General features: G+C 45.6%; 16 protein-coding genes. 11 read left to right on the top strand and 5 right to left on the bottom strand.

Annotated features, from left to right (window positions below; translation table 11 throughout):
- Positions 1-152: 152 nt before the first annotated feature.
- The gene (locus K5677_RS11840; protein ID WP_296728290.1) at positions 153-380 is read left to right on the top strand and encodes a helix-turn-helix transcriptional regulator; all 228 of its coding nucleotides are present in this window, start codon (positions 153-155) and stop codon (positions 378-380) included.
- A gap of 170 nt (positions 381-550) precedes the next feature.
- On the opposite strand, the gene K5677_RS11835 is transcribed toward K5677_RS11840, so the two are convergent.
- Entirely contained in the window at positions 551-4,444 is a 3,894-nt protein-coding gene (locus K5677_RS11835) for an endo-1,4-beta-xylanase (RefSeq protein ID WP_296728288.1), read from the bottom strand.
- A 512-nt stretch (positions 4,445-4,956) separates the two neighbouring features.
- Between K5677_RS11835 and yicI the strand changes: the two genes are divergently transcribed.
- Positions 4,957-7,263: an alpha-xylosidase gene (yicI, locus tag K5677_RS11830; RefSeq protein ID WP_296728285.1), complete on the top strand. Its 2,307-nt coding sequence runs from the start codon at positions 4,957-4,959 to the stop codon at positions 7,261-7,263.
- A gap of 91 nt (positions 7,264-7,354) precedes the next feature.
- Complete coding sequence (locus tag K5677_RS11825; RefSeq protein ID WP_296728284.1) at positions 7,355-8,536, top strand: CPBP family intramembrane metalloprotease; 1,182 nt, start codon at positions 7,355-7,357, stop codon at positions 8,534-8,536.
- Positions 8,537-8,568: 32 nt separating this feature from the next.
- Here K5677_RS11825 and K5677_RS11820 read toward each other — a convergent pair whose 3' ends face one another.
- Positions 8,569-9,564, bottom strand: coding sequence for a CPBP family intramembrane metalloprotease (locus K5677_RS11820; protein WP_296728282.1), 996 nt, complete (start codon positions 9,562-9,564; stop codon positions 8,569-8,571).
- Between the two features lie 197 nt (positions 9,565-9,761).
- On the opposite strand from K5677_RS11820, the gene K5677_RS11815 reads away from it, so the two are divergent.
- The 7 genes from K5677_RS11815 (at position 9,762) to K5677_RS11785 (ending at position 18,180) form a co-directional block, all read left to right on the top strand.
- The gene (locus tag K5677_RS11815; RefSeq protein ID WP_296728280.1) at positions 9,762-11,489 is read left to right on the top strand and encodes an ABC transporter ATP-binding protein; all 1,728 of its coding nucleotides are present in this window, start codon (positions 9,762-9,764) and stop codon (positions 11,487-11,489) included.
- Complete coding sequence (locus K5677_RS11810) at positions 11,489-13,378, top strand: ABC transporter ATP-binding protein (RefSeq protein WP_296728277.1); 1,890 nt, start codon at positions 11,489-11,491, stop codon at positions 13,376-13,378. Before K5677_RS11815 ends, K5677_RS11810 begins: the two co-directional genes overlap by 1 nt.
- Before the next feature lie 21 nt (positions 13,379-13,399).
- On the top strand, positions 13,400-14,137 hold the full coding sequence (locus K5677_RS11805; RefSeq protein ID WP_296728275.1) for a hypothetical protein: 738 nt from the start codon (positions 13,400-13,402) through the stop codon (positions 14,135-14,137).
- A 456-nt stretch (positions 14,138-14,593) separates the two neighbouring features.
- On the top strand, positions 14,594-15,037 hold the full coding sequence (locus K5677_RS11800; protein ID WP_296728273.1) for a hypothetical protein: 444 nt from the start codon (positions 14,594-14,596) through the stop codon (positions 15,035-15,037).
- 217 nt (positions 15,038-15,254) lie between these two features.
- Positions 15,255-16,091 carry a CAP domain-containing protein gene (locus K5677_RS11795; RefSeq protein WP_296728272.1) on the top strand — a complete coding sequence of 279 codons (837 nt, stop codon included), beginning with the start codon at positions 15,255-15,257 and terminating at the stop codon, positions 16,089-16,091.
- A gap of 284 nt (positions 16,092-16,375) precedes the next feature.
- Positions 16,376-16,942 (top strand): sigma-70 family RNA polymerase sigma factor, encoded by a 567-nt coding sequence (locus K5677_RS11790; RefSeq protein ID WP_296728270.1) that lies wholly within the window; start codon positions 16,376-16,378, stop codon positions 16,940-16,942.
- 14 nt (positions 16,943-16,956) lie between these two features.
- Positions 16,957-18,180 (top strand): hypothetical protein, encoded by a 1,224-nt coding sequence (locus K5677_RS11785; protein ID WP_296728268.1) that lies wholly within the window; start codon positions 16,957-16,959, stop codon positions 18,178-18,180.
- Positions 18,181-18,570: 390 nt separating this feature from the next.
- Here K5677_RS11785 and K5677_RS11780 read toward each other — a convergent pair whose 3' ends face one another.
- The 3 genes from K5677_RS11780 to K5677_RS11770 form a co-directional block, all read right to left on the bottom strand.
- Entirely contained in the window at positions 18,571-19,755 is a 1,185-nt protein-coding gene (locus tag K5677_RS11780) for a DUF4349 domain-containing protein (protein WP_296728266.1), read from the bottom strand.
- 319 nt (positions 19,756-20,074) lie between these two features.
- A complete protein-coding gene (locus K5677_RS11775) occupies positions 20,075-21,334 on the bottom strand; it encodes an ABC transporter substrate-binding protein (protein WP_296728263.1) in 1,260 nt (419 codons plus the stop codon).
- A gap of 18 nt (positions 21,335-21,352) precedes the next feature.
- Positions 21,353-22,825, bottom strand: coding sequence for a diguanylate cyclase (locus tag K5677_RS11770; RefSeq protein WP_296728262.1), 1,473 nt, complete (start codon positions 22,823-22,825; stop codon positions 21,353-21,355).
- A gap of 288 nt (positions 22,826-23,113) precedes the next feature.
- Here K5677_RS11770 and K5677_RS11765 point away from each other — a divergent pair, with 288 nt between their 5' ends.
- Positions 23,114-23,623, top strand: coding sequence for a hypothetical protein (locus K5677_RS11765; protein ID WP_296728260.1), 510 nt, complete (start codon positions 23,114-23,116; stop codon positions 23,621-23,623).
- The last annotated feature ends 474 nt before the right edge of the window (positions 23,624-24,097 follow it).

Here is a 24,097-nt window from a genome sequence, read left to right as displayed (position 1 = left end):
ATTCTGTTTGCCATATTCATATCCTCCTTAATGGTGGTTTTACATATTTTGCACCTATTTAGGTGCAATTTTATTATAACATATGGATATAATAAAATCAACAGTTTTGCACTTATTTTAGTGCAGAAATTTAACTGGAGGATTTGTGCACTATGAATAAAGCGGTGGAAAAGGCAGTAGGAGCGAATATAAGGCGGCTTCGTGAGAAAGCCGATATTACGCAGGAACAGCTCTCTGCGCGCTTACAGGTCAACGGCTGTGACATAACCCGAAGCGCTCTTGCAAAGATAGAAGTGGGACAGCGGCACCTCTATCCCGATGAAATAATTCTACTGAAAAAGCTGCTCGGTGTGAGCTATGATGATATATTCAATGTATAAAAAAGGAGTACCGCGAGGTACTCCTTTTTGCGTATAGCAACAAGAAAGCCGTGCTGCCTAAGCACGGCTTTCCTGTTCTGATTTGTCCCTTACAATAAAGTTTTGGAATTATATCAACCTGTGCGGTGCGTTTTGTGCAGATGCACCGCACAGATCAACAACGAAAAGAATTATGACATTGACCAGCTATCGAAGCTGAGATCGCCGTTAGCGATGAAGTAGAGGTCCTCTGCACCGCTTGGGATATTGTCGAGACCGGTTGTGATATCTGTCATTCCGCCTGCCGGAACTTCGATATAACCGATTACTGTACCGTTTGTTCTTGAACCTGTCATGAGCTTGATCATAGCGCCGCTCTGTGAGGAAGCCTTAGCTGTAAGAGTTCCTGTTACGTTAGAGAAGTCGACCTTGCTTACCTTAGCCCACTCGCCCTTCTTGAAGTTTACAGTTGAGTTGCCAACACCGCTTACGCTGATGCTCTTTGACTGGTTGGACATTGTAGCTGCACGAACTGTCTTTGTAGGATCGAGGTTCTCGATCTGGCTTACACCGTTCTGTGAACCGTTACAAGTGATCTTTCCGTTACTTAAAGTTGCCTTATCGATACAGGGTGATCTGTAGTTAAGACCCTTGCCGCCGTTGACGCCCATACGCATCTCAAGCTGACGTGAGTGATAAAGTACATAGTAGCCGCCCTTGAATTCGATAATTGAGTGGTGGTTGTTACCGCCGTTGTCAAGTCTCTGTGTACCTGTGTTCTTGAATACAACACCCTGATACTGGTATCCGCTGAGCGGATTTGTTGATGTCATGTAACCGATATCGGCATTGCTGAAGGAATTGCCGTTTACACTTGTACCACCCGGAACATTCCAGTTGTGGCAGAATGAATAATACCAAGTGTTGCCGATCTTGATCATGCTTGAGTCCTCAAAGAGGTAAGGTGTACCAGGATCGATAGGTGTACCGGAAATTGAGATCATGTCAGAGCCCAGCTTAGCGATACGTCCCTGCTTTGTCTGAGCAGCCTGTCCGCTTGGAACACCGCCGCCGTATGCGATGATACCTGTGTCTGTATCAGGATCATAGTAAACGCCGGGATCGAAGAGCCATGTTACGTTGCTGTTAGGAGTGCTTCTGGAAATGAGCTCATGTCCGAGAGGATCCTTAACATTCTTTGTGAATGTCGGGTCATCAGCTGTGATAACGCCGATACCTGAACCGTTGTTTGCGAAGTAAAGGAAGAACTTGTCCTGACCGTTGATCTTCTTCCATGCAGCATCAGGAGCCCATGCGTTATTAGCCCATTTTGCAATAGGTGTACCGCTTACTCTTGTTTTTGCAACAGGGATCTGACCGTGGTCTGTCCAGTTTACGAGGTCTGCTGTTGATAAGCAGTTGATATAGCCTGAAGAATAATCATTTTCGATCATCTGGTTATTCTTGTATGCGAATTCATCAGCTGTTGTGTAAACGTAGAGTCTGCCGTCATATACGAGCCAGCCCGGGTCTGCGCCGAAACGCTGGGTGTACAGTGGGTTATTCTCGCCGTCTTTCTTATAGGAATCAGCCAGTGAAACGCTGCCGAACTTCTGACCGAGAGACTGAAGGTCAACTACAGGAGTTGCTGGCTTCTCAACAGGGAATTCGTCTCTCTTGCCGAGAACGTATTCCTGAAGGAGAAGGAGGTCTGCAACATTGAATTCCTTGTTCTGGTTTACGTCTGCTGCCTTCTGAGTCATTGAGTCGTTATAGCCGCCTGCAATGAGTCCCTTTCTTGCAGCAACGAGGTCGAATGAGTCGATGCGCTCATCGAAGTTGATGTCGCCGAGGATGACTGTACGAACCTTAGGCTGACCTGCACCGTCGATAACTGTGCCGTCAACAGCACCGATAGCCTCGTCGATGTAGAAGCTTACGAAGTTATTTTCGTCTGTTGTTTCAACATAGATCTGCATATCTGTAGCGCCTGCAGGGATAGTGTAGCTTGTATTTGCAAGCTGAACCCACTCGCCCTTAGGAGCAGAAGCCTTAGCGATCTCTGAATACTGTGTTTCAGTACCGTCTGAGTACTGGAGAGTGAACTTGAATTCTGTTGTATCGTCGCCGTCCTGAGTCATAGCATTTACAGAGAAGCTGTATGACTTGCCGGGCTCGAATGCTTGTGAATCAAGAGCGTAAGAAGCGCCGTTCCATGAAGCCTCACGGCCTGAGCAGTAGAGAGACTTGCTGCCTGCGTACTTAGCTGAGCCGCTGGTATCGACTGAAGCTGAGCCTCTGCCTGTCCAGCTCTCTGTTGAGCTCTCGAATGTGTTGTGGAACCAGTAGCCGTTCTCGTCAGCCTTAGGCGGATCGGGTGGAACATAAGTACCGCCGCCGTTAGCTCTTGGACCTGTGTACGGGATACCTGTTCCCCAGTCGCTGTCGGAAACGAGGCTTGTTATAGCGCTGTAAGCTTCCTTAGGCTGGTTGCTTCCGTTGTACAGGAGAGGAGCGTTGCTTCTGCCGCTTGACTTATCTGTACCGACCCATGAGTTGTTGTCGTTTGGTCCCCAGACCTGAACGAGTGATACGAAAGGTCCGTTTGGATGGTTTTTATTCCAGTCCATAGCGTGTTTGAAGATAGCCTTGTACTTGTTAGCCTGGTCTGTCATTGAGTACTTGCCGCCCTCAGTTGAGAGGTCGAGCTCTGTTACCTGAACATCGAGACCGAGGTTGAGGTACTTATCCATAGCAGCGAGGTAAGAGTTTGTATCGCCCCATGCGTTGCTTGCAGCGCAGTTGAGGTGAGACTGCATACCCATACCGTCAATGAGTCCCTTTGCCTTGAGAGGTTTGAGGATAGTATTGATGATACAGTTCTGCTTGTCGTTAGCGAACTCGTTATAGTCGTTGTAGAAGAGCTGACAGCCCTCGGGAGCGTACTTTCTTGCATAGGTGAAAGCCTTTTCAACGAAGCTGTTGTTTCCGTAAACTCTTACCCAAGCAGATGAGCCGTTCTGACCGTTTGTGCCGTTTGTAGGTCTGAGACCGCCCTGGTTAGCAGTACCGTCGTTGATTACCTCGTTACAAACGTCGTATGCAAAGAGGTTGAGCTGAGGATACTGCGACTTGTAAGCTGCAAACATATTCTTGATGTAGCTTTCCATACGCTGATCCATAGTGGAAGAATTTACATAGCCGTTGTTATTGTTGAAGCCCTGCTTGAAGAACCACTCAGGAGTCTGGCTGTGCCATACGAGAGTATGACCTCTGAATGCGATGTTGTTCTTTGAAGCAAAGTCACAGATAGCAGCGCAGCGGCTGAGAGAAACCTTAACGTTTGTATCTGTTGAGCCGTTCTGAACGATAGTAGCGTCAGGCTTTGTCTCGTTCTCGCACTCGATAGCGTTGTGATCCTTCAGGATAATACCTGTGATACCGCTGTTTGTTACAGTACCGCCGTTGAGGATATTACCTACGCGGAAGTACTTTGCGAATTCGTCCTTGAGTCCCTTGCCGGAAGGAGCAGCGTGTGCCTCATTAGCTGCCTTGTCGCCTGTGATAAGGAAATCATCGAAATAGAAATCGTCTGTAGAATCTGAGTAGATCCTGAGCTTGTACTCATAGCTCGCCTTAGAAGCTGTGTCAGTACCATTGAGCTCTGTCCACTCGCCTGCCTTTGCCTTCTTGGAATCCAGTTCAACAGTTCTTTCCTCGCCTGTTTCAGCGTCGATAGTAAGAAGTGTGAAGTGGAACTTCTGAGCGGTCTCGCTGTACACCTTAACGCTGTAGGTATACTTGTCGCCGCCGAAAAGGTAAAGTCCCTTTGAAGAAGCTACACCGTCCTCCTTGTCAAGACGGCCTGTGATCTTCATGCCTCGTGAAGAATCAACGCCGCCTCCGGGCTGAGCAATAAGCTCGGTGTAGTCAGCTTCATTGTACCAGCCTTCGTAACTGCACTCGAAATCATTTGCAACGATCTCTGCAGCATAAGTGTGCATTATTACGTCGGGCATGGTGGACAAAACCCCTGAAAGGCAGCTTGCAGCCGTCAGGCTTGCAATCAGTTTTTTAACTTTCATTTACATTCTCCTCCTCATTATAATAATGTATATTTTTCGTTCAACGTAATGATATATTTTATATCATTTTATGCTGTTACACTCATTGTACCCTAATATATTAAAGATTGCAACCTAAAAAATAAAGATTAGGTGTACAAAACGCAGAAAATGCCCAAAAATTGCGCACTTTCTTAAAATTGCGGTAAACAAGTTACTATTTTTAGCATAAAACAACAACTTGTGAAAATTTGTTATATTATGCGCGATATGTTATATTTTCTGCATACTATGAAATAACAACTTTTGCGTAAAACAGAGGGTTTCTTTATATTTCGGCAAAATTACGCTTGCAGTCAGAAATGACGATTCAAAGCATAAACTGTCATATCCGTGCCGGAAAAATCATTTTTAAGATTACCATTTGTAAAAAAACGGACAGGTGGATTTTTTGAATATAAAAACGGTGCTCCATTGAAATTGAACGAAAAAAATGTTATTATAAGTTTAACATCGACAAAGGAGCTGAGAGAATGAAGATCTCCGACGGATACTGGCTAAGTAAGACAGGCTATAATGTCAGCTGGGCTGTGCAGATATATGATACAGAAGCCGACGAAAATTCTATTACAGTCTATGCTTCTTCACAGTTTATCGCAAACAGGGGCATGACGCTGGGCGGACCTGTTTTCACGGTGAGGTTCACTTCCACCCTTGAAAACAGCATAAAGGTCACAATAGAGCATTTCAGCGGCGAAAAAATAAGCGCTCCTGCCTTTGACCTCAATGAGGACAAGGGCTTCAAGCCTGTGATAAAGAAGCGCCGCAGCGGCTGGGAGCTCATATCGGGCAGAACATCGGTGCGTATCGGCAGGAACAAAAAGGAGTGGGACATCTCATACTGGTACGGGGACAGGCTCCTCACAAAGTCGGGCTGGCGCACCACCTCAATGATCGAAGAGGAACAGTGGCACAGAAAAGCCCGTGAGTCCGCCGAGGCTGAACAGCGCTTTTTCGAGAGGTGGGACAACGGCGGCAATACCCATATCCGTGAGATGCTGAACCTTGCCGTAGGGGAGTACATCTACGGCTTTGGCGAGAAGTTTACCTCGTTCGTGAAAAACGGACAGACCGTTGAGGTATGGAACAACGACGGCGGCACCTGCACCGAACAGAGCTACAAGTCCGTACCGTTTTTTGTATCTTCCCGTAATTACGGCGTTTTTGTCGATCACCCCGAGCGTGTAAGCTTTGAGGTGGGCAGCGAGACCGTGTCGAAAACAGCGTTTTCGGTACAGGGCGAGCGCCTTGAATACTTTCTTTTCGGAGGAGAGTCCATAGCCGGCGTTATCGAGCGGTATACCGCTCTCACAGGCAGATCTGCCCTGCCGCCGCCCTGGTCCTTCGGGCTGTGGCTGTCTACCTCGTTCACCACGGAGTACGACGAAAAGACTGTCAGCTTCTTTATTGACGAGATGAAGCGCAGGAATATCCCCCTTGATGTTTTCCACTTCGACTGCTTCTGGATGAAGGAGTTCCAGTGGTGCGGCTTTGAATGGGACGACAGGAAATTCGCCGATCCAAAGGCTATGATACGCCGCCTTAAAGCAAAAGGCGTAAGGATATGCGTGTGGATAAACCCGTATATCGGACAGCGCTCTCCTGCGTTCCGCGAGTGCCTTGACAAGGGATATTTCCTGAAAAACAGGGGCGGCTCGGTATTCCGGTGCGATATGTGGCAGCCGGGAATGAGCATAATCGACTTCACCAACCCCAAGGCGCGAAGCTGGTTCGCAGATAAGATAAAGCACCTTGCAAAAATGGGCGTGGACGCCATAAAGACAGATTTCGGCGAGCGAATCCCCACAGATGTGGAGTACTTTGACGGCTCTGATCCATATAAAATGCACAATTATTATGCTTATATCTACAATAAGACGGTTTTTGAGGCGCTTGAAGCCGCCAACGGAAGCGCTTGTCTCTTTGCCCGTGCAGCTACAGCAGGCTGTCAGCAGTTCCCAGTACACTGGGGCGGAGACTGCTTCTCCTCATATGAGTCCATGAGCGAGACTCTCCGAGGCGGACTTTCACTTTGTATGTCGGGCTTTGGCTTCTTTTCCCACGATATAAGCGGCTTTGAGGCAACGGGAACTCCCGACCTCTACAAGCGCTGGACAGCCTTCGGGCTTATGTCCACACATTCCCGATACCACGGAAACAGCTCCTACAGAGTGCCGTGGCACTTTGACGATGAGAGCTGCGATGTGGCAAGGCATTTCACAGAGCTGAAGGGCAGGCTTATGCCATATATCTGGGCAAATGCCGTAAAAGCTCATCTCACGGGAGTTCCTGTGATGAGAGCAATGGCTGTGGATTTCGGATATGACCGCAGTGCCCTTACCGTGGATACTCAGTATATGCTGGGAGATTCGCTGCTTGTGGCTCCTGTTTTCAGTGAAGACGGCGAGTGCAGCTTCTACCTGCCCACTGGGGGTACATGGACGGATATACAGACAGGCGAGACTCTCAGCGGCGGAAGCTGGTACACGAAGAAGTACGATTATTTCGGGCTTCCTCTCTATGCAAAGCCGAATTCTGTCATAGTCTACGGTAAGTTCAAGGATACTGCGGACTACGACTATGCAGACGGAATGAGGATAGTGATATACGGCATTGAGGACGGTGCTTCGGCTGAGACCGCTGTATACGACCGCAAAGGCGCGCTTGAAGCGGAAATAAAGGCTGTACGAAGCGGAAATCAGATAAAGCTCACCGTTACAGGCACGGACAAGCCCTTTACCGCTGAAAGTGCACAGGGACTGGATATTTTGTGCCTCTGATGAAATATTGAGCTTTTCTCTTTACTTTCGTGCTGTTTTATGGTAAAATGTAAATCAGATATATAACGAAAGGCAGGGATAGCTTACGGAAATGAATGAAACACAGGGCTACAGTGCGGAATATGCCGCACTTAACCATGAGATATATAACCTCACCAAGCAGCTTGAAGCTAAGGAAAGAGAGTACAGAGAGTCCACAAAAACGGACAGCTATGATCCATTTGATAATCCTACGGAATTCCACTGGTACAGGGACGACTACTCGGAAATACTTCCGTGGATAACGATGCCCGAGTTTTCAGTGCCCTTTGAGCCTGCTAAGGTGGAAAAAAACGCTATCAGGAGATTCTACAATATCGGCGGATTTACGGCGCTTTTCCAGTTCCTCGGCTCAAATGCGCTGGCAGCTGTGCTGATTGTGGCAGTTACCGCGCTGCTCGGCGTCATGAATTCAGGAGTATCCTCGGGTGCTATCTCACATTATATGACTAAGGGCGCCATATTCGTGGCGATAAATATGCTCACATTTCTTGCCGCAAACGTAGGCTTCGGCTTTATCGGGCTGAAATGGGCAAAAATAAAGCCCTCGTCTCTGATAAAGACTCGGGATTATCACTTCTATGATGCGGTGATGCATTGCCTCGCAGGACTGTTTATCTGGGTGTCTGCGGCGTATATCTCCTCAGGAATAGAGGACATCGTGTCTCAGTACGGCTTCACGACTGAGGTAACGGACAACGACTATGGTAAAACAGGGCTGGGCTTTGCGATAATGACTATTTACACCTGCATTATCGCACCTGTCACCGAGGAATTTTTCTTCCGCGGCGCACTGATGAAGATATTCTCAAAATCCAATCAGCGCTTCGGTATAGTAGCTTCGGCGGTATTCTTCGGACTTGCCCACGGAAATCTCCCACAGTTCATGCTGGCATTTCTTATCGGCGTATTCATGGGACATATCGACATGAAGCACAATTCCATAATACCGTCTGTGGTAGTGCATATCTTTATAAATACAATGGTGACGATAATCTCTGCATTTGAGGGAAATGACGTTATGATGGGAATGGTATCGCTGATGATAATAGCGTTCGGGATAGTCGGCTTTGTAATGCTGCTGCTGTTCAGAAAGGAATGTAAGCTTCCTGTTTCTACACCTGCGCAGTCAAGGCGCGGCATTGCCGTTGCAAAGACTTCGGCGGGAATGATAATCGCATTTTCGGTACAGCTGATATATCTTGTGCTTCTTATTCTTACAACAAAGGAATGAAAAAACAGGCGTGAATCTATCACGCCTGTTTTTTATGCATTTACTGTTTCTGTCTGAGCTTCCGCTGTCTGTGCTGCTGATTTTTTGGATATGCCATAAACTACGGCTGCCGTAGCGATGAGCAGCACTATGGTGGTGAGGATACTGCCCTCGATGCCAAACTTTCCGCCTGTAAGGACGGTTGACGAGCTCTTTGCTACAGTGCGGAAAACCGATGTGGTATCGCCTGTTCCGCTGACGCTGATCCCGTAGAAATTGCCCTGCATGAAGTTCCAGATAGAGTGTATCGCGCATACTCCCCAGATATTGTCGAATAATATCATATAAAGAGCTGCAAATGCACCGAAAAGGGCAATATTGAAGAAGGCGAGAGGTCCGAAGCCCGGGTTGCCAAAGTGTGCAAGCGAGAATGCCACTGAGCTTATGCCTACAGCGACCAGAGTGTGCTTGCCGCTTCCGCCTATAGTCGTCATGAAATAGCCGCGGAAAATGAATTCCTCACTCATTCCCTGTACGATAAAGCCGAAGAAGTAAAGAACTATAAGTCCGATATTGAAGTCGTCCGAGAGCTTAACGGTGTGGATACCAAATAGTGCGCCAAGAAGCACAGCGGCTGTCATAAGTACCAGACCGATAAGGATACCGGGGAGATAATTACGGAAAAAACCAGCCTTTTTTACTCCCATAGAGCTTACTTTTCTGACCTCGATGCAGCGGCAGTATATCAGCGAGCAGATAGTGCCGAATATCGTCGAGAACATCGTAGGTATCATTACCTCCGGTTTTGAAGCAACCCTTGCGGCAAGATCTGTTACCGCTTTTGTATCAAAAAGTACAGAAGTATCTTCAAGGTCTGAATCTGCCAATTCCTCAAGTACGGGCTTTATACTCACCACACCCGGGATTATTGATTCAAGAATGGCTATAACTATGAAAACTGCTATAAAAATAAGGATAATTATGAAGATATTCTTGGAAGCGTGTGATTTTGAGGCTTCATCGAACATCTTAGGTCTGTAATTTAGCATTTGAACACCTCCAAGACTAATTTTACTATAGTATGGGAGGAATGTCAAGTCGCAGCCCGGCTTTTACAGAGTGAAAAACGACCAAAAAAATCGGCGTAAACAGCGCGATTTTCGCTGCCTTCTTATTTGACACGGCAGGGCAGAAATGATATAATTAGGATTAGGCTATTTTTAAATGAAAGAAAGGGGTAATGCCGATGTACAAAACAGTTTTGTCGCACGTCGGAAAGTACAAGAAACAGGCTATACTATGTCCTGTGACTATTATCGGAGAGGTCGCTATGGAGGTCCTTATACCTGCGGTAATGGCTCTGATAATCGACAACGGTATTAAAAAGGGAGATATCGGCTATGTTGCAAAAATGGGCGGACTTATGGTGCTTATGTCCGTGTTTTCCCTTTGCTTCGGAGCTCTTGCGGCACGATTCAGTGCAGTTGCGGCTATGGGCTTTGCGAAGAATCTCAGAAGCGCACTTTTCCGCAAGGTGCAGGACTTTTCCTTTGCAAATGTGGATAAGTTCTCAACGGCTTCACTGACAACAAGACTTACAACAGACGTTACGAATATACAGAATGCATTCATGATGTTCATACGAATGGCTTTCCGCTCACCCATAATGCTGGTATGTGCCACTATTATGGCGGTAAAGCAGAACGCAAGGCTTTCGATAGTGTTCCTGTTTGCAATACCTATTCTTGGCGCATCAATACTTTTTATCATCTCAAAGGCGCACCCGCGTTTTGAGAAAATGCTCAGGCAGTATGATGCAATGAACGGCAAGGTACAGGAAAAACTCGTGGGTATCCGCGTAGTAAAGGCTTTTGCCCGTGAGGAATACGAGAAGAAGCACTTCGAGGAAAATACCGAGGCAGTCCGCAAGGCTCAGTTTGCTGCTGAAAAGCTGGTCATCATGGGTATGCCGATCATGCAGCTTGTAATGTACATCAGTATTGCGGCTATCCTCTATTTCGGAGGAAATATGGCTGTAGACGGCGATATTGCCACAGGTCAGCTTTCAAGCTTCATCACCTATGTTATACAGATACTCATGTCACTCATGATGCTTTCGATGCTCTTTATCATGTTCGTGGTTTCGAGAGCTTCCATACAGCGTATCCATGAGGTGCTCATTGAAGAGCCTGCCATAAAGGATAATGAGGATTCCGAGGTATCCGCAAATGACGGCTCTATCATATTCGAGGACGTAAGCTTCAGCTACTATAATGATATGAAGAATCTTGCCCTCGACAGCATAAATCTCAGTATAGAATCAGGCGAAACTATCGGTATCATCGGCGGTACAGGCTCGTCAAAGACCTCGCTGGTGCAGCTTATACCTCGTCTTTACGATGCAACAGCAGGCAGAGTGCTGGTAGGCGGACGTGACGTAAAGAGCTATCCGCTGAAAACTCTCCGAGACCAGGTAGCTATGGTACTTCAGAAGAATGTGCTCTTTTCAGGCACTATCAGGGATAATCTTCGCTGGGGCGATGAAAACGCGACTGACGAGGAGATAATCAAGGCTTGTAGATCAGCCTGTGCTCATGATTTTATCATGAGCTTCCCTGACGGCTATGACACTGACTTAGGTCAGGGCGGCGTAAATGTTTCGGGCGGTCAGAAGCAGAGACTCTGTATCGCAAGAGCACTTCTGAAAAAGCCTAAGATAATCATTCTCGACGACTCGACCAGCGCCGTTGATACAGCTACAGACAGCAGTATCCGCAAGGCTTTCCGCGAGAATCTTGCCGATACAACCACAATTATCATCGCTCAGCGTATTTCCTCTGTTATGGACGCAGACCGCATTATCGTAATGGACGGCGGCAGGATAACAGATGTGGGCACCCATGACGAGCTCATGCAGAAAAGTGAGATATACCGCGAGGTATATGAATCACAGCAGAAAGGAGCTGATGAATAATGCCTCCGAGGAATCAAAGACCAATGGCAAAGCCCGAAAATACCTTCGGTACGCTTAAACGTATTTTCAGCTATATGCACGGTTTCAGGGTACAGTTCGTATTTGTGGTCATAGCTATACTTATCAGCTCAGGAGCAGGCATCGCAGGAAATTACCTGCTCAAGCCCATAATCGACAACATCGAGGACGCCCTTAAAACAGGGGACTGGAAGTACGGAAAGTTCATCGGCATACTTGTGACAATGGTCATCATATACGCCTGCGGTGCGCTGTCATCGTTCCTGTATATGCGCCTTATGATGAAAATATCCACCACTACCCTCATGCGTATAAGAAATGACCTTTTCTGCAAAATGGAAATGCTCCCTATACGCTTCTTTGACAAGCACACTCACGGCGAGCTCATGAGCCTTTATACCAATGATACCGACGCTATCCGCGAAATGCTCAGCAACAGTATCTCACAGTTCATAAGCTCTGCTATAACCATAATCGGCGTATTTACCGCCATGCTCATCTACAGCTGGAGACTTACTATCCTTGTAGTAGTCATGCTGTTCATCATAATCAGAGTCATAGGCTTTGTGGGCTCAAGGAGCGGCAAGGGCTTCATCGCTCAGCAGAGAGCTCTTGGCGGCGTAAACGGCTACATCGAGGAAATGATAGACGGACAGAAGGTCGTTAAGGTCTTTTGTCACGAGGAAAAGGCAAACGAGGAATTTGCAGCTCTCAACGAGGAGCTCTGCAAGGCGGCTACTCATGCCAACACCTTTGCAAATATCCTTATGCCAATAATGAACAATCTGTCCTATATCCACTATGCCGCTACAGCTATCGCAGGCGGTATAATGGCAGTAAAGGGCATAGGCGGCATGACGATAGGTACTGTGGTATCCTATCTGCAATTCACACGTTCATTCTCTCACCCCATAACAACTGTTTCTCAGCAGTTCAACTCAGTTCTCACTGCTCTTGCAGGTGCAGAGCGTATCTTCAAGGTCATCGACGAGGAGCCCGAGGCTGACGAGGGCTATGTAACTCTTGTAAATGCTGAAATATCTCCCGACGGTACTATCAAGGAGACCGACAAGCGCACAGGTCACTGGGCTTGGAGACACCCTCACAAGGCTGACGGCACTGTTACCTATAAGGAAGTCCGCGGCAATGTGGAGTTTGACGACGTTGTATTCGGCTATGAGCCGAACAAGACCGTTCTCAACGGCATTTCCCTCTATGCAAAGCCGGGACAGAAGATAGCCTTTGTAGGCTCTACCGGTGCGGGAAAGACCACTATCATCAACCTTATCAACCGATTCTACGATGTTCCCGAGGGCAAGATACGCTACGACGGCATCAACATCAACAAGATAAAGAAGGACGACCTGCGCCGTTCACAGTCCATAGTATTGCAGGATACCCACCTGTTTACAGGCACTGTTATGGAGAATATCCGCTACGGTAAGCTGGATGCCACAGACGAGGAGGTCTATGTAGCAGCTAAGCTGGCTAACGCAGACAGCTTCATAAAGCACCTTGAAAACGGCTATGACACCATGCTCACCGCCGACGGTGCAAATCTCTCGCAGGGACAGAGACAGCTCCTTGCTATTGCAAGAGCGGCAGTCGCAGATCCGCCCGTGCTCATTCTTGACGAGGCAACAAGCTCTATCGATACCCGTACAGAGGCTCTTATCGAAAAGGGTATGGACTCTCTTATGGAGGGCAGAACGGTATTCGTTATCGCTCACAGACTGTCCACAGTACGCAATTCTCATGCTATCATGGTGCTTGAGCACGGCAGGATAATCGAGCGCGGCAATCACAATGAGCTCATTGCTCAGAACGGTAAATACTATCAGCTCTACACAGGAATGTTTGAGCTGTCGTAATGGTATACGAAGGGGAAAAACATGAATATCAGGAAAATAACGGCGGCTGCGGCAGCTTTCGCAATGCTCGGTACAGCAGCTGCGTGCAGCTCAAAGGACAAAAAAAGCATCACTAAAAACGCTCCCGAGGCGGCATCAGAGGCGGTCTCGGAGTCTGTTGAGGGCGTTGACGCAAAGGACGCAGTGGACGCTGTATCGGGTGACGCTTACCTTGCTATCGCAGACGAGGGCTTCAACGTGCAGTACCTCGGCGACAAGGACGAGAACAAGAACAATCAGCTTTCATATGACGCAGGTATCGCCCATATCAAGGGCAACGGCGACTATACCGTAAGCGTTACCGCCGATACCAACGGCTTCAGATACGATACCACAGGCGATATAAACGGCGAATTTACCGTAAAGGGATTGGGCTTTGCGGCTGTCATAATCGACGACGCAGAAAAGACCATGCCTGATGCAGTCATCACGGTCAAGGGCATAAAGGTCGACGGAAAGGACGTTGCTCTCACGAAAAAGTGCTACACCAACACGGAAAGCGGTTCGGTGCGCGCCAATATCTTCAACGAGTGGGTAAGCGACGACAGTCTTCCTTCTGACGCAAAATGCGCTGAGGGAGCTCTGTTCAATAACGGTGATACTAACTCGCCGAGCGATATAAACGACGGCGGCTTCTCTGCACAGATAGTCAGCAGAGATGACTTTGCACAGTGGAAAAATGTCGAAGTAAGCTTTACGGTATCGGGTATGGAAAAATAAAACATCAAAACCTCACGATTTATCCGTGAGGTTTTTTTCTTTAATTCAGCTTTCTATCACAAAATGCACATATCCATGTTCTATAATACAAACATGGAAGAAGAAAAAGCAGAAAAATAGTGTTCAAGACATCTTCATTTTTCATATAAACCACCCTAAAGGTCAAAGCGTCCGATTCAGTCGCCTTCTCTTAGCGGAAAAATATGGTTACCGAGCCTGAAATTACAGTCTCGTAAATGTAACCTGCGTTTCGCCGGAGCGGGCTCCCCTTCGGGCGCTTTTTCCGTTTCAAGCCATTATTGACATATGCTGTAAGTGCGGAGCTTAGCCGCCGTTTTCGAGCTGAGATAAATATTTGCACCACTTTTTTTGCCGCGATTGTTGCTATTTATTAACTTATGTGGTATAATGAATTATAGCATTTTAAACAAAAATGCCTGATTGGAGGAAATAATCATGGAAAAAAATATTGAAATCACAAACAAGGCAATTGCTGCTTTCCGCGAAATACTTGACAAGCGCGGAATATCTTACGATCTTAATCAGAACGACGGAAATATGATAAGATTCCGTACACAGCTCCCGAACTATGAGGGCGTTACCCCTTACGTTATTATCCATTACAATGAGGAAAACGGAGCTCTCAGCCTTGCTCTCACAGGTATCGCAACATTCACGCAGGGCGGTCCCGACCTTTACAAGTTAGTAAATGACTTCAACGCTGATCCTGCAAACTTTGCCTGCAAGATGTTCCTTGAGCCCGAGGGACACGTTGACGTTCTCACAAATGCTATCATAAAAAAAGATGATGTCTGCGACCTCATCGAGGAATATCTCAAGATAAATATCCTGGCAACCGATAAGTATTACGGACAGATCGCTGATATAATTGCAAAGTAATTGCGAACATTTACAAAGATTAACACTATATAGTCAAAAGTCTTAATTATATTTCGGATAAGCAAAGACTGAATCTACGAATGGTATAATTTTTATTGTACAAAACGTAGAATCTCATTGTGAAATCTGCCAATTTGAACTAAACCCCCTTTAAAATTATATTTACTTGTGCTAAAATATAATTACAGAAGAAATCTTATTTAAAGGGGGTGCAGGTATGAGTAATGTTAAGAAATTTTGGTGCGAACTGACAGCGGTGCTGATGACAGCAGTTATGGTATGTTGTTCCTTGCTCAGTTTCCCGGGCAGAACTCATGCCGCAAAACAGCTTTCAGATGAAGAGATAAAGGAAGTTTCCGACAGACTCATAGTTCTTGTTAATGAAGCAAGAGCAGAGGAAGGGCTTGAGCCTATGGTAGCTGTTCCGTACCTTAATGATAAGGCGCGTGAGCGGGCAAGAGAATCTATGACCAAGTTCAGCCACTGGCGCCCGAGATGGGACGGCAAGCCTGATGATGATGATAATATCTTTGCAACTATCATAGATGACAGCCTTATACCATATTCTGTTGTGGGTGAGAACCTAGCAGGCGGCTTCCCGACTGCGGAACAGACCTTTGATCAGTGGAGAAACTCTCCCGGGCACTGGGCTGCCATAATGAACCCAAATTATACACATATCGGTGTTGGCGGCGGATTTGATGAGAATACTCAGTATAAGTATTACTGGTGTCAGCTTTTTGTAGCCTATGATTCTGCTCAGAGCGGCGTCCTCGCAGGCGAGTATATCCCTGAGAGATATAAGACTGTTCCTGTAGATACAGGCGACATCAATGGTGATGAAGAGATCAATTCATTTGACCTCATTACTATAAATAAGTATCTGGCAGGTAAGGTAAGGCTAAATGATCTTCAGCTTGAAAGTGCCGATATTCTTAAAGACGGTTCTGTAACATCTGCTGATGTGATCGTACTCAGAAAGTACATTCTCGGCAGAATAAAGTCAGTACCGCTCACAATGGACGAATATATCGTTCAAATGGCAAACAGCTGATGAATATTCATATCGGCTGCATTAAAAAAGGTCACGATTGAAAAGGAAATATAAGAAAGTGTGTTCATGGTAGAAACGGCTGAATTATCAGCCGTTTTTACTTTTTTGTGTAAAAGTATTGCAGAACAGGGGAGAAATGCCGCTCAGCTTGCTATTCCAAGACTTTTATGATATTATAAGGTAAATGAAAAAATTATATCAGATCTTGCAGCACTTTTGCATTCTGATGCGAATGTTGTTTATGAAAGGTCGATCTTATCATATAAACCAAAGGGGGAACGAACATGACAAGCAGCGAGCTTAAAGCGCTTTATCAAAGATCGGTGACAGACTGTCACAGGGCGCTCATGCAGGAATACGGCAGATATGTCTATTCTATCATTTTCAATAAGCTCAGAGTATGCGGCACCCGTGAGGATATAGAGGAATGCTTCAGCGACGTTTTTGCCGATATATTTATAAAGCTGGACGATGACAGGCTTCTTGAGGGCGATATAAAGGCTCTCATAGGTACTGTTGCAAAGCGTTCGGCTATCGGCAGATTCCGAAGCCTTACTGCTGCACAGAAGCATATTGCGAGCACAGATGATGAGGATATGGAGAGGCTTGCCTCGGATATAAGTGTTGAGGCTCATGCTGAAGGTTCGGAACTCCGCCGACTGCTTCTTTGCAAGATACGTGAGCTTGGCGAGCCCGACGCAACTATCCTTATACAAAAATACTATTATAACCGTAGATCAGATGAAATAGCCGCAAACGTATCAATGACGGCTTCGTCTGTGAGGTCGAGGTGCACGAGGGCTATGGAAAAGCTTCGCGTTAAGCTTGCCGAGATAGGTATTACTGAGTGAAGGGAGGAGCAGTTGTGAAAGAGAAAGATATTTTTGATAAGCTGGTCAATGCAGAGGACGATACTATGGATATTCTGACCGATATGTGTCCCGAGATGACAGATGAAGAGCTTGACAGGCTTCTTGCGGTGACAGAAAGGAAATACAAAATGAAAAAGAAAGATAAAAACAGAGCAGAGAAAGATAATGATATAACTATGACCGAAAACGAGGTCAGCGGAGTTGAGCGAAGCAGGCGGCCTGCATGGCTGACACCCTTAGCAACAGCGGCTTCGGTGGTTCTTGTGGCAGGGATAGTGCTGGGAAGCGTTATTCTGCTGAACAGACACGGAGGCAGGAGCGGCGAAATCGGTGTTGACCAGCCTGCGGTCACAGCTACCACTACCACTGTTGATACGACGGAAACTACTGCTACAGGTACAGCCACAGTGACTGCCGTCGGAAAAACAAACACGACGAAGAATACCGCTGCAAACACAAACACGACGAAGACTACTCAGACGACAATAGCAGCAGAGACAGCTGCCGAGACTTCGTTATATACTACAGTGCCCTTTGTTGCACCTGAGGCAGAGAATATCTATGTGGATAATGAGCTTGGCAATATCGCTCTGGAATTGTACAAGAAATATGATTCAGTGAGATTATTCCCGATGGGATACACTATTGAAACTGACAATAAAGACGGTATCAAATTTTCAGCCGATCCCGAACTTAACATAATGTGTACTGATTATAGTGTTGATGGAGACCTTTGGCCTAATATAAAAGATATAGCTTATTATGCCCATGTTACAGACAGCAGATTCGGAAATCTTGAGGATATAAGGCGCTATGGCAGAAGCGTTCTCTCTGAAAGCCTGTATGAAAAGATATTTGATGATACAATGGCAACAGGTGTTGACGATCTGGAATATATGGATCCTATTGATAAGGATCATTTGAAGCACTGGATAGAATACAGGGGGAAGCTGTATCAGTTATGTCCGTCAGCAGGCTGGGGAAAGCTTCCGATCGTTTTTTCTGACGATTATCCTGTTATAATCGCAGATAAGACCGAAACATCGTATACTGCGTATATACCTGCATGGGATATCGAGGTAAAAGATATTGATGACGGCTATTGCGAAGAGGTAAAGCTTATATTTGATCCCGAATACAATGACTGGCGTGTGGACAATGTTCAATTTTTTGAAAGCAAGCATTACGTTGAGCTTTATAATATGCTGAAAGGCTGAAATTCTGCCGAAATATCATATAAAAACGTTACATAAAATTGTGTTATCCATGATAAAGCCCCGACATGAGGTCGGGGCTTTGCTTAGTCAGCTTTCACAAATAAAAGTGTTGCTTATTGTTCATGTATACAAAGATTAATCTAAATAGTGCAATGTTAACAAAATATACAACATTTATGTTGAAATGTATGGTATTATGTGATTGTAAAGAAGAGAGGTCAATATAAAAAAGACCATGCAGGCTGTATAGCGATATGCCGCATGGTGTTATAAGTGTAAAGCCTTGTGACCGTTTCCGAATATTCGGAAACGGTCGCCTTTTTGTATCATGAATAGTTTTTGCTGTCATTCTATAAGAAAGTCCCCACAAAGCGCTGTGGGGACTTATTTTTATTTCTTGCTGTCGTCATTGTCAGGGGTATTGGCTGGTGGTGTGGTATTAGGCTTTACAGGCTGATCGGGAGCCTGAGCGCCGCCCTGTATCGGCTGGTTATTCGGCATGGGGGCAGGCGGAACAGGATAAGGCGGATTGACCTGCATTGGCATAGGATTTCCGTTGGGGAATACGGGCTTGTTGTTTATTTTACCGCTTTTTACCATTTCCTCGTAGCGCTTTTTCTTTGACTTTTCGTTTGCCTTTATGATGATCTTCACTATCTTTACGATAATAAATGCGAGTATACCAAAGAGCAGCAGATAGGGCAGTACCCTGATAATAACGAAGAGTGCTCCCTCAAGGAAGTTGAGGAATGTGCTCCATGTATTTGAGAGGGTGTTGCTCAGTCTCTGACCGAAGGTATCGGTCTTTTTCACTACAGGCTTTTCGGAGTATTTACGGACTTCGTTAAGAGTGAGGTTTACATATGAGTAAGCAACGTCGTTTTCTATGCTGTTCATACGAGTTTTTATCCTTGCTATCTCCACCTGTATGTTGGTGAGCTCCTCCTCAACGGATACAGCCTGCTTCTGGTCCTTTATTTCCTTGAGCATTTCGAGGTAGCGATCCTCTTTTGCTTCATAAATGGTGAGAGTAGTTTTCAGGTCTGAGTACTCCGTGGTCAGGTTATCTACAGAGGCATTTTTTCTTCGCATATCGCCTACCGACTCAACTGATTCACAGAATTCATCGTATTTTGCACTGGGAACTCTTATAACAGCATTGAAGTTCTTCCACTTCTGCTCGTCGGAGTAAAGCCACTGGCTGGTGTTGCCGCCGTCGGAGTAGTTTTCATTTTCGATAAAGCCGCTGTAGCTTTTGATGTAATCGTGTACCTGATCGACTGCCTTATCGAAGTCGAGGACATCAATGCTCATATCGCATGAGTATACCAGCATTTGAGTGTCTATTACCTTGACGTCGGACTGTTTGTAATCAATATTGGTAAGCTCTGGGTTTTCGACCTCAGAGGGAGCGTTGGTTTCAAGCTCTATCGAGTCATTATTTTTTTTGAACTCGCCAGCCTCTGCGTTGCGCGGAGCTTTGTCGGCTGCTGACATGGTATTTTTATAGGCGCTGCCGCAGGCTGTAAGCATAAGAGTACTTGCGAGAGCGGCTGCTAATAGTGCTTTTTTCATGGAAGATTCCTCCTTTTTTGTTGGTTTTTATATATAATACCATTTATTTGATACTAAGTCAACGAATATAACATAACAATTATATTAAAATTTGGTTACTTACCTCTGAACGTATTGATTTCATTGATATTGGTTGTTACTGAGTATGTGTCGGGAAATGACAGTATTGCTGCATGATAACGCAAATTTCGGTATATCTTACAAATGAGATCAGAAATATTTGGTACAGTGATACAAAAACATCAATTGAGGACACGCTGTTTACATAGAAAAAAGCACTTCCGATAACTCGGAAGTGCTTTTAAAACAGCGATCAATGTCAGAAGTACTCCTTCTTCGCCTTTTCAATGAATGAAGAAGCGGTACTGTCAAGATCTGACTTTTCATAGATATAATCCGTTGCAGCTGCAAAGAAATCGTCGATCAGCCTGCCGTTTTCCAGAACAGGTAACAGCTGCGGAAGGGTATGCTCTGCCATTTTCTCCGAAGCCTCAAACTGTATGCCCTGAAGCATTCCCTGCTCATTGAGTACCTCTCTTGCAGAGGCACTTAGCGGGATACCCTTTTCAATGCCCTGAAGCTCAGCCATTTCTCTGCTGTTGAGCAGAAAATCAAGGAGCATTCCTGCTTCGGCAGGACGGTCAGTGTTCTTGCTGACAGCGTACATGGTGGCAGGCTTTGCATACCAGCCCTCGCCTGTATTGTTTCCGCTGATCGTGGTCTGGTCTGCAACTACTATCTCTCTTTCTTTGCTGACAGATTCGCCGAAATAGCTTTCAGCGTCGCTTACCCATGCAACAGAACCTGCGTAATTTTCGTTATCCAGCTTTATACGCTCATAATGCTCAACAAGGGGCATTACCTTACTGTCCACAAGCTTTTTGTAGAAATCCATCATTACTGCAAAATCTTTTTCAGTAAAGTTAAGACTGCCGCTCTGATCAAGGATACTTTTGCCCTGTGCCTGTTCTGCATATGAAATGAGATACAGCCACATTGACTTGCTTGAAGCGCTGAGCGGATAGATATTTGCAGATCTCATTGCATCAGCCGCTCTGAACAGGTCGTCCCATGTTTTGGGAACATCGGCACCGTATCTGTCGTATATGGTCTTATTTATGTAGACCATCTCGGAATTCATGGCTATGGGAAGGGCATTGAGAACGCCGTTTCTCGTGCCGTAGCTCAGCTGTTCTTCAGTGAAATTCGAGAGATCGATATACTTTGAAAGAGCATTCAGATCATAATATCCCATGCCGTCGGCTGAATAATCCGTGAGCCAGCCGTAGTTTATCTGCATAACATCGGCTTCTGTATCCGATGCCATCCATATCTTATTTCTGTTTTCATAGCCTGACCATTCGGAATAGCTGCACTTGACTCTTATTTCGGGGTGCAGCTCCTCGAACAGTTCCACAGCTTTAAGGGTATATCTGTTTCTTGCGTCATTTCCCCACCATGAAAACTCTATTTCCACCTGTGCTTTCTGGCTTGACATAGTAGTCTTTTCAGAGCAGCCTGCGGAAAATATCATTGCAGCACAAAGCATAAGCGCTGCTGTTCTTCTGAATATCTTCATAAACATTGCCCTCCGTTCTCACATCACACTTGATACATTGTGATCGTTTTTGATGGAAGCACAAAGTGCAGCATATGCTTTATAATATGTCTCGCGGAAATCACCCTTGCCAAAGGCGGCGGCGGAATCCGCAGTAAGCTCAAGCAGCCCCATAGTGCTTGTGTATTCCGACTCTCTGAACTTATCGCAGACATCTTTTGCTCTGCTCTCGGAAACAGCACGGAAGGTAACTTCGTCCTTTTCGTTGTTTTTTAGCAGTACAGAAAATGAGTTCTCTCCGATCCTTCCGATGCATTCGGCATCGCTGAATACCTCTTTCAATATGGTTATCATCTTGCCCTTCTGCTTTTCGGGGAATGTCGGATAGAATTTTTCGATGATGTCATCGAAATTATTAATTACAACGAGCACGACTCCATAGCTTTGATTTGGATTTTTCTTCATAAGGTTATCAGCCTTGTCGCGGAAAAATCTTCTGCCCAGTACATTCTCGAATCCGTCCTCGCTTATCTCATCTGACAGACCTGAGGTAACTGTACCGATAGGATCAGCCATGCGTCTTACGAAAAGCGCACCTGCACAGACTGCAATCAGAGCTATCAGACCTGCAAAGAGATAGATATATTTTCTTATATCTATTGCTTCTTTAAGAATGACCTTTGTAGGTATTGAGCATACTATATACCAGTCGTCGTTTATGGTGTTTAAGGTAGAAAGGTTCTCACGTCCGTTTATGACTACCATGTCCTTGTCCCTGATGTCATCAAGGAGCTTGTCGGGGATAACCGAGCCGCTGCTGTCGCCCTTTACAGATGAGTATATCATTCTGTAATTGCTGTCTGTCAGTCGTATTTCCATATCTTTGAGATTCTCGGGGTTCTCAAAGACGGAATCAAGCTCAGCGGTGTAGAACGAGATGAGAAAGATGATATTGTCATTCATCTGTTTTACATAGTAGATACGCTCATAGTCGCCGTCGTAGCCCGTGAACCAGCCGTCGTGAGTACGGCGTCGGGTGATCATGGTGGAAAGCTCAGAGTAAAGCTTGTCGCCGAAAAGCTTTATAGTACCGTTTGAGACCTTTCCGATGGTTTTGTTGTTTGCATAAACGATCCCATAGTCAACGAAATTCTCCATAAGACACAGGCTGCTGAGATCTGATGCGATCTGCTTTTCTGTATTTATGGATTCGTATTCATCGTTTTCCGGGGCGGAAGCATCGTAGCTGTAGGCGTTATCCACCGAATAAGCCAGAGTTCCGATAGTTTCCATTCTGCTGAGATATGCTTCAAGATTCAGTTTGAGCTGAACATTGAGCGTTGAAGTCATTGAGCTGACCTTTTCCTTTGTCAGCTCATCGTATTTTGTGACAATAAAGGCAGTAATGCCTATGATCGCCGCAATAACGATAGCAGCGTAGCCTGTAATCATAAGTACGCTCATTTTTTTGATCTTCTCAAGACCAATAGTCTGGATTTGATCCCTTGTCATTTTTTTCCTCCTGTTTTTTAATATCCCTTTTGTCTGTAACGCTCTAAAGCACAAGGAACGTCCGAAAAATCGGCGAATGATGCGGAATTCCCTGTGCAAGCAAATTTATTTTACCATATATTTATTCCTTTGTCTATACATTTATATAAATAAATCTTTTTTGCACATTATGTTACCTTTTCTTTAGGTATTTACTGCATATCCTTGATATAATCTTCCGACGTTCAGAGTTTTTCTCCATATGTCAAAGACGTTGAAGAGGGAAAGCGTTCTGAGCCCGATGTGAATATGGACGGAGTTTTTGATGAATATGATTACATATATATCAACCTCTATTCCTCATACCTGTATAACGGTCCGGCTATCGATCCGCCCGGTTTATCCTACGACAGAAAGCTTACGGATGATATGATCAGGAATATCGAGACAAGCTGCGATTACAGCCTTAACGGCGAGAGCGGTGACATTTACGATATAATGATAGTAGAATGCTACTGTATGCTCAAAGGAAAGATGTATCCCGAGGTCACTTCCGAGGATTTCTTCAACGAGAAACAGAAACTGCAGTCGTATACCTCTCTTCTCGGCGAGATGAATGTAGAGCGCAGCGGCGATGCAAACTGTGACGGTGGTGTTGATATGGCTGATACAGTAAAGATAATGCAGTCTCTTGCGAACCCGGATAAATATGAACTTTCCGTACTTGGAAGCTTCAACGGCGATGTTACCGAAACCGGAAACGGCATAACAGTCAGCGATGCGCTTGGCGTACAGAAAAAGCTTCTCAAGCTCAGCTGACATATAGAATTACCTCCTATATGATAAAGATCCCCTCGTGGCTCTGCATCTTGTGCTGTGCTGCTCTGAGGGGATCATATTTTTGCAGAAGGCTCTGATCAGTCTCTCCTCAAGCCATAAATATTCAACACTTAAATAAAATGCTCTCGGAAAAATGTTCTCTCAAGAGCTTTTTTTCAAAAGAGTAAGGGGCAGTTTTACACTGTCCCATATTCACGTTTGCTCAATGTTCTTTTAGTTTGCTTGTTGGTAGTTTGCTCTCGCCGTTAAGCTGCTTCACAGATCTGTTCGGCAGCAGCGATGAAGAATAAAGCAGAAAGTCCCCGATTTTGCGTAATGTCATTAAGCTAACTGAAAACGATAAAGAAGCAGGAGTATGTTTGTATGTAAGCGAACAAACTCCTGCTAATACTTACAGCAAAACGGCATGACGAAAAGACAGATCAGAGATCTGCCTGAAAAAACATTGACAAA

It is taken from the genome of Ruminococcus sp., assembly GCF_024684275.1.
This window is presented reverse-complemented; position numbering and strand designations above follow the sequence as displayed.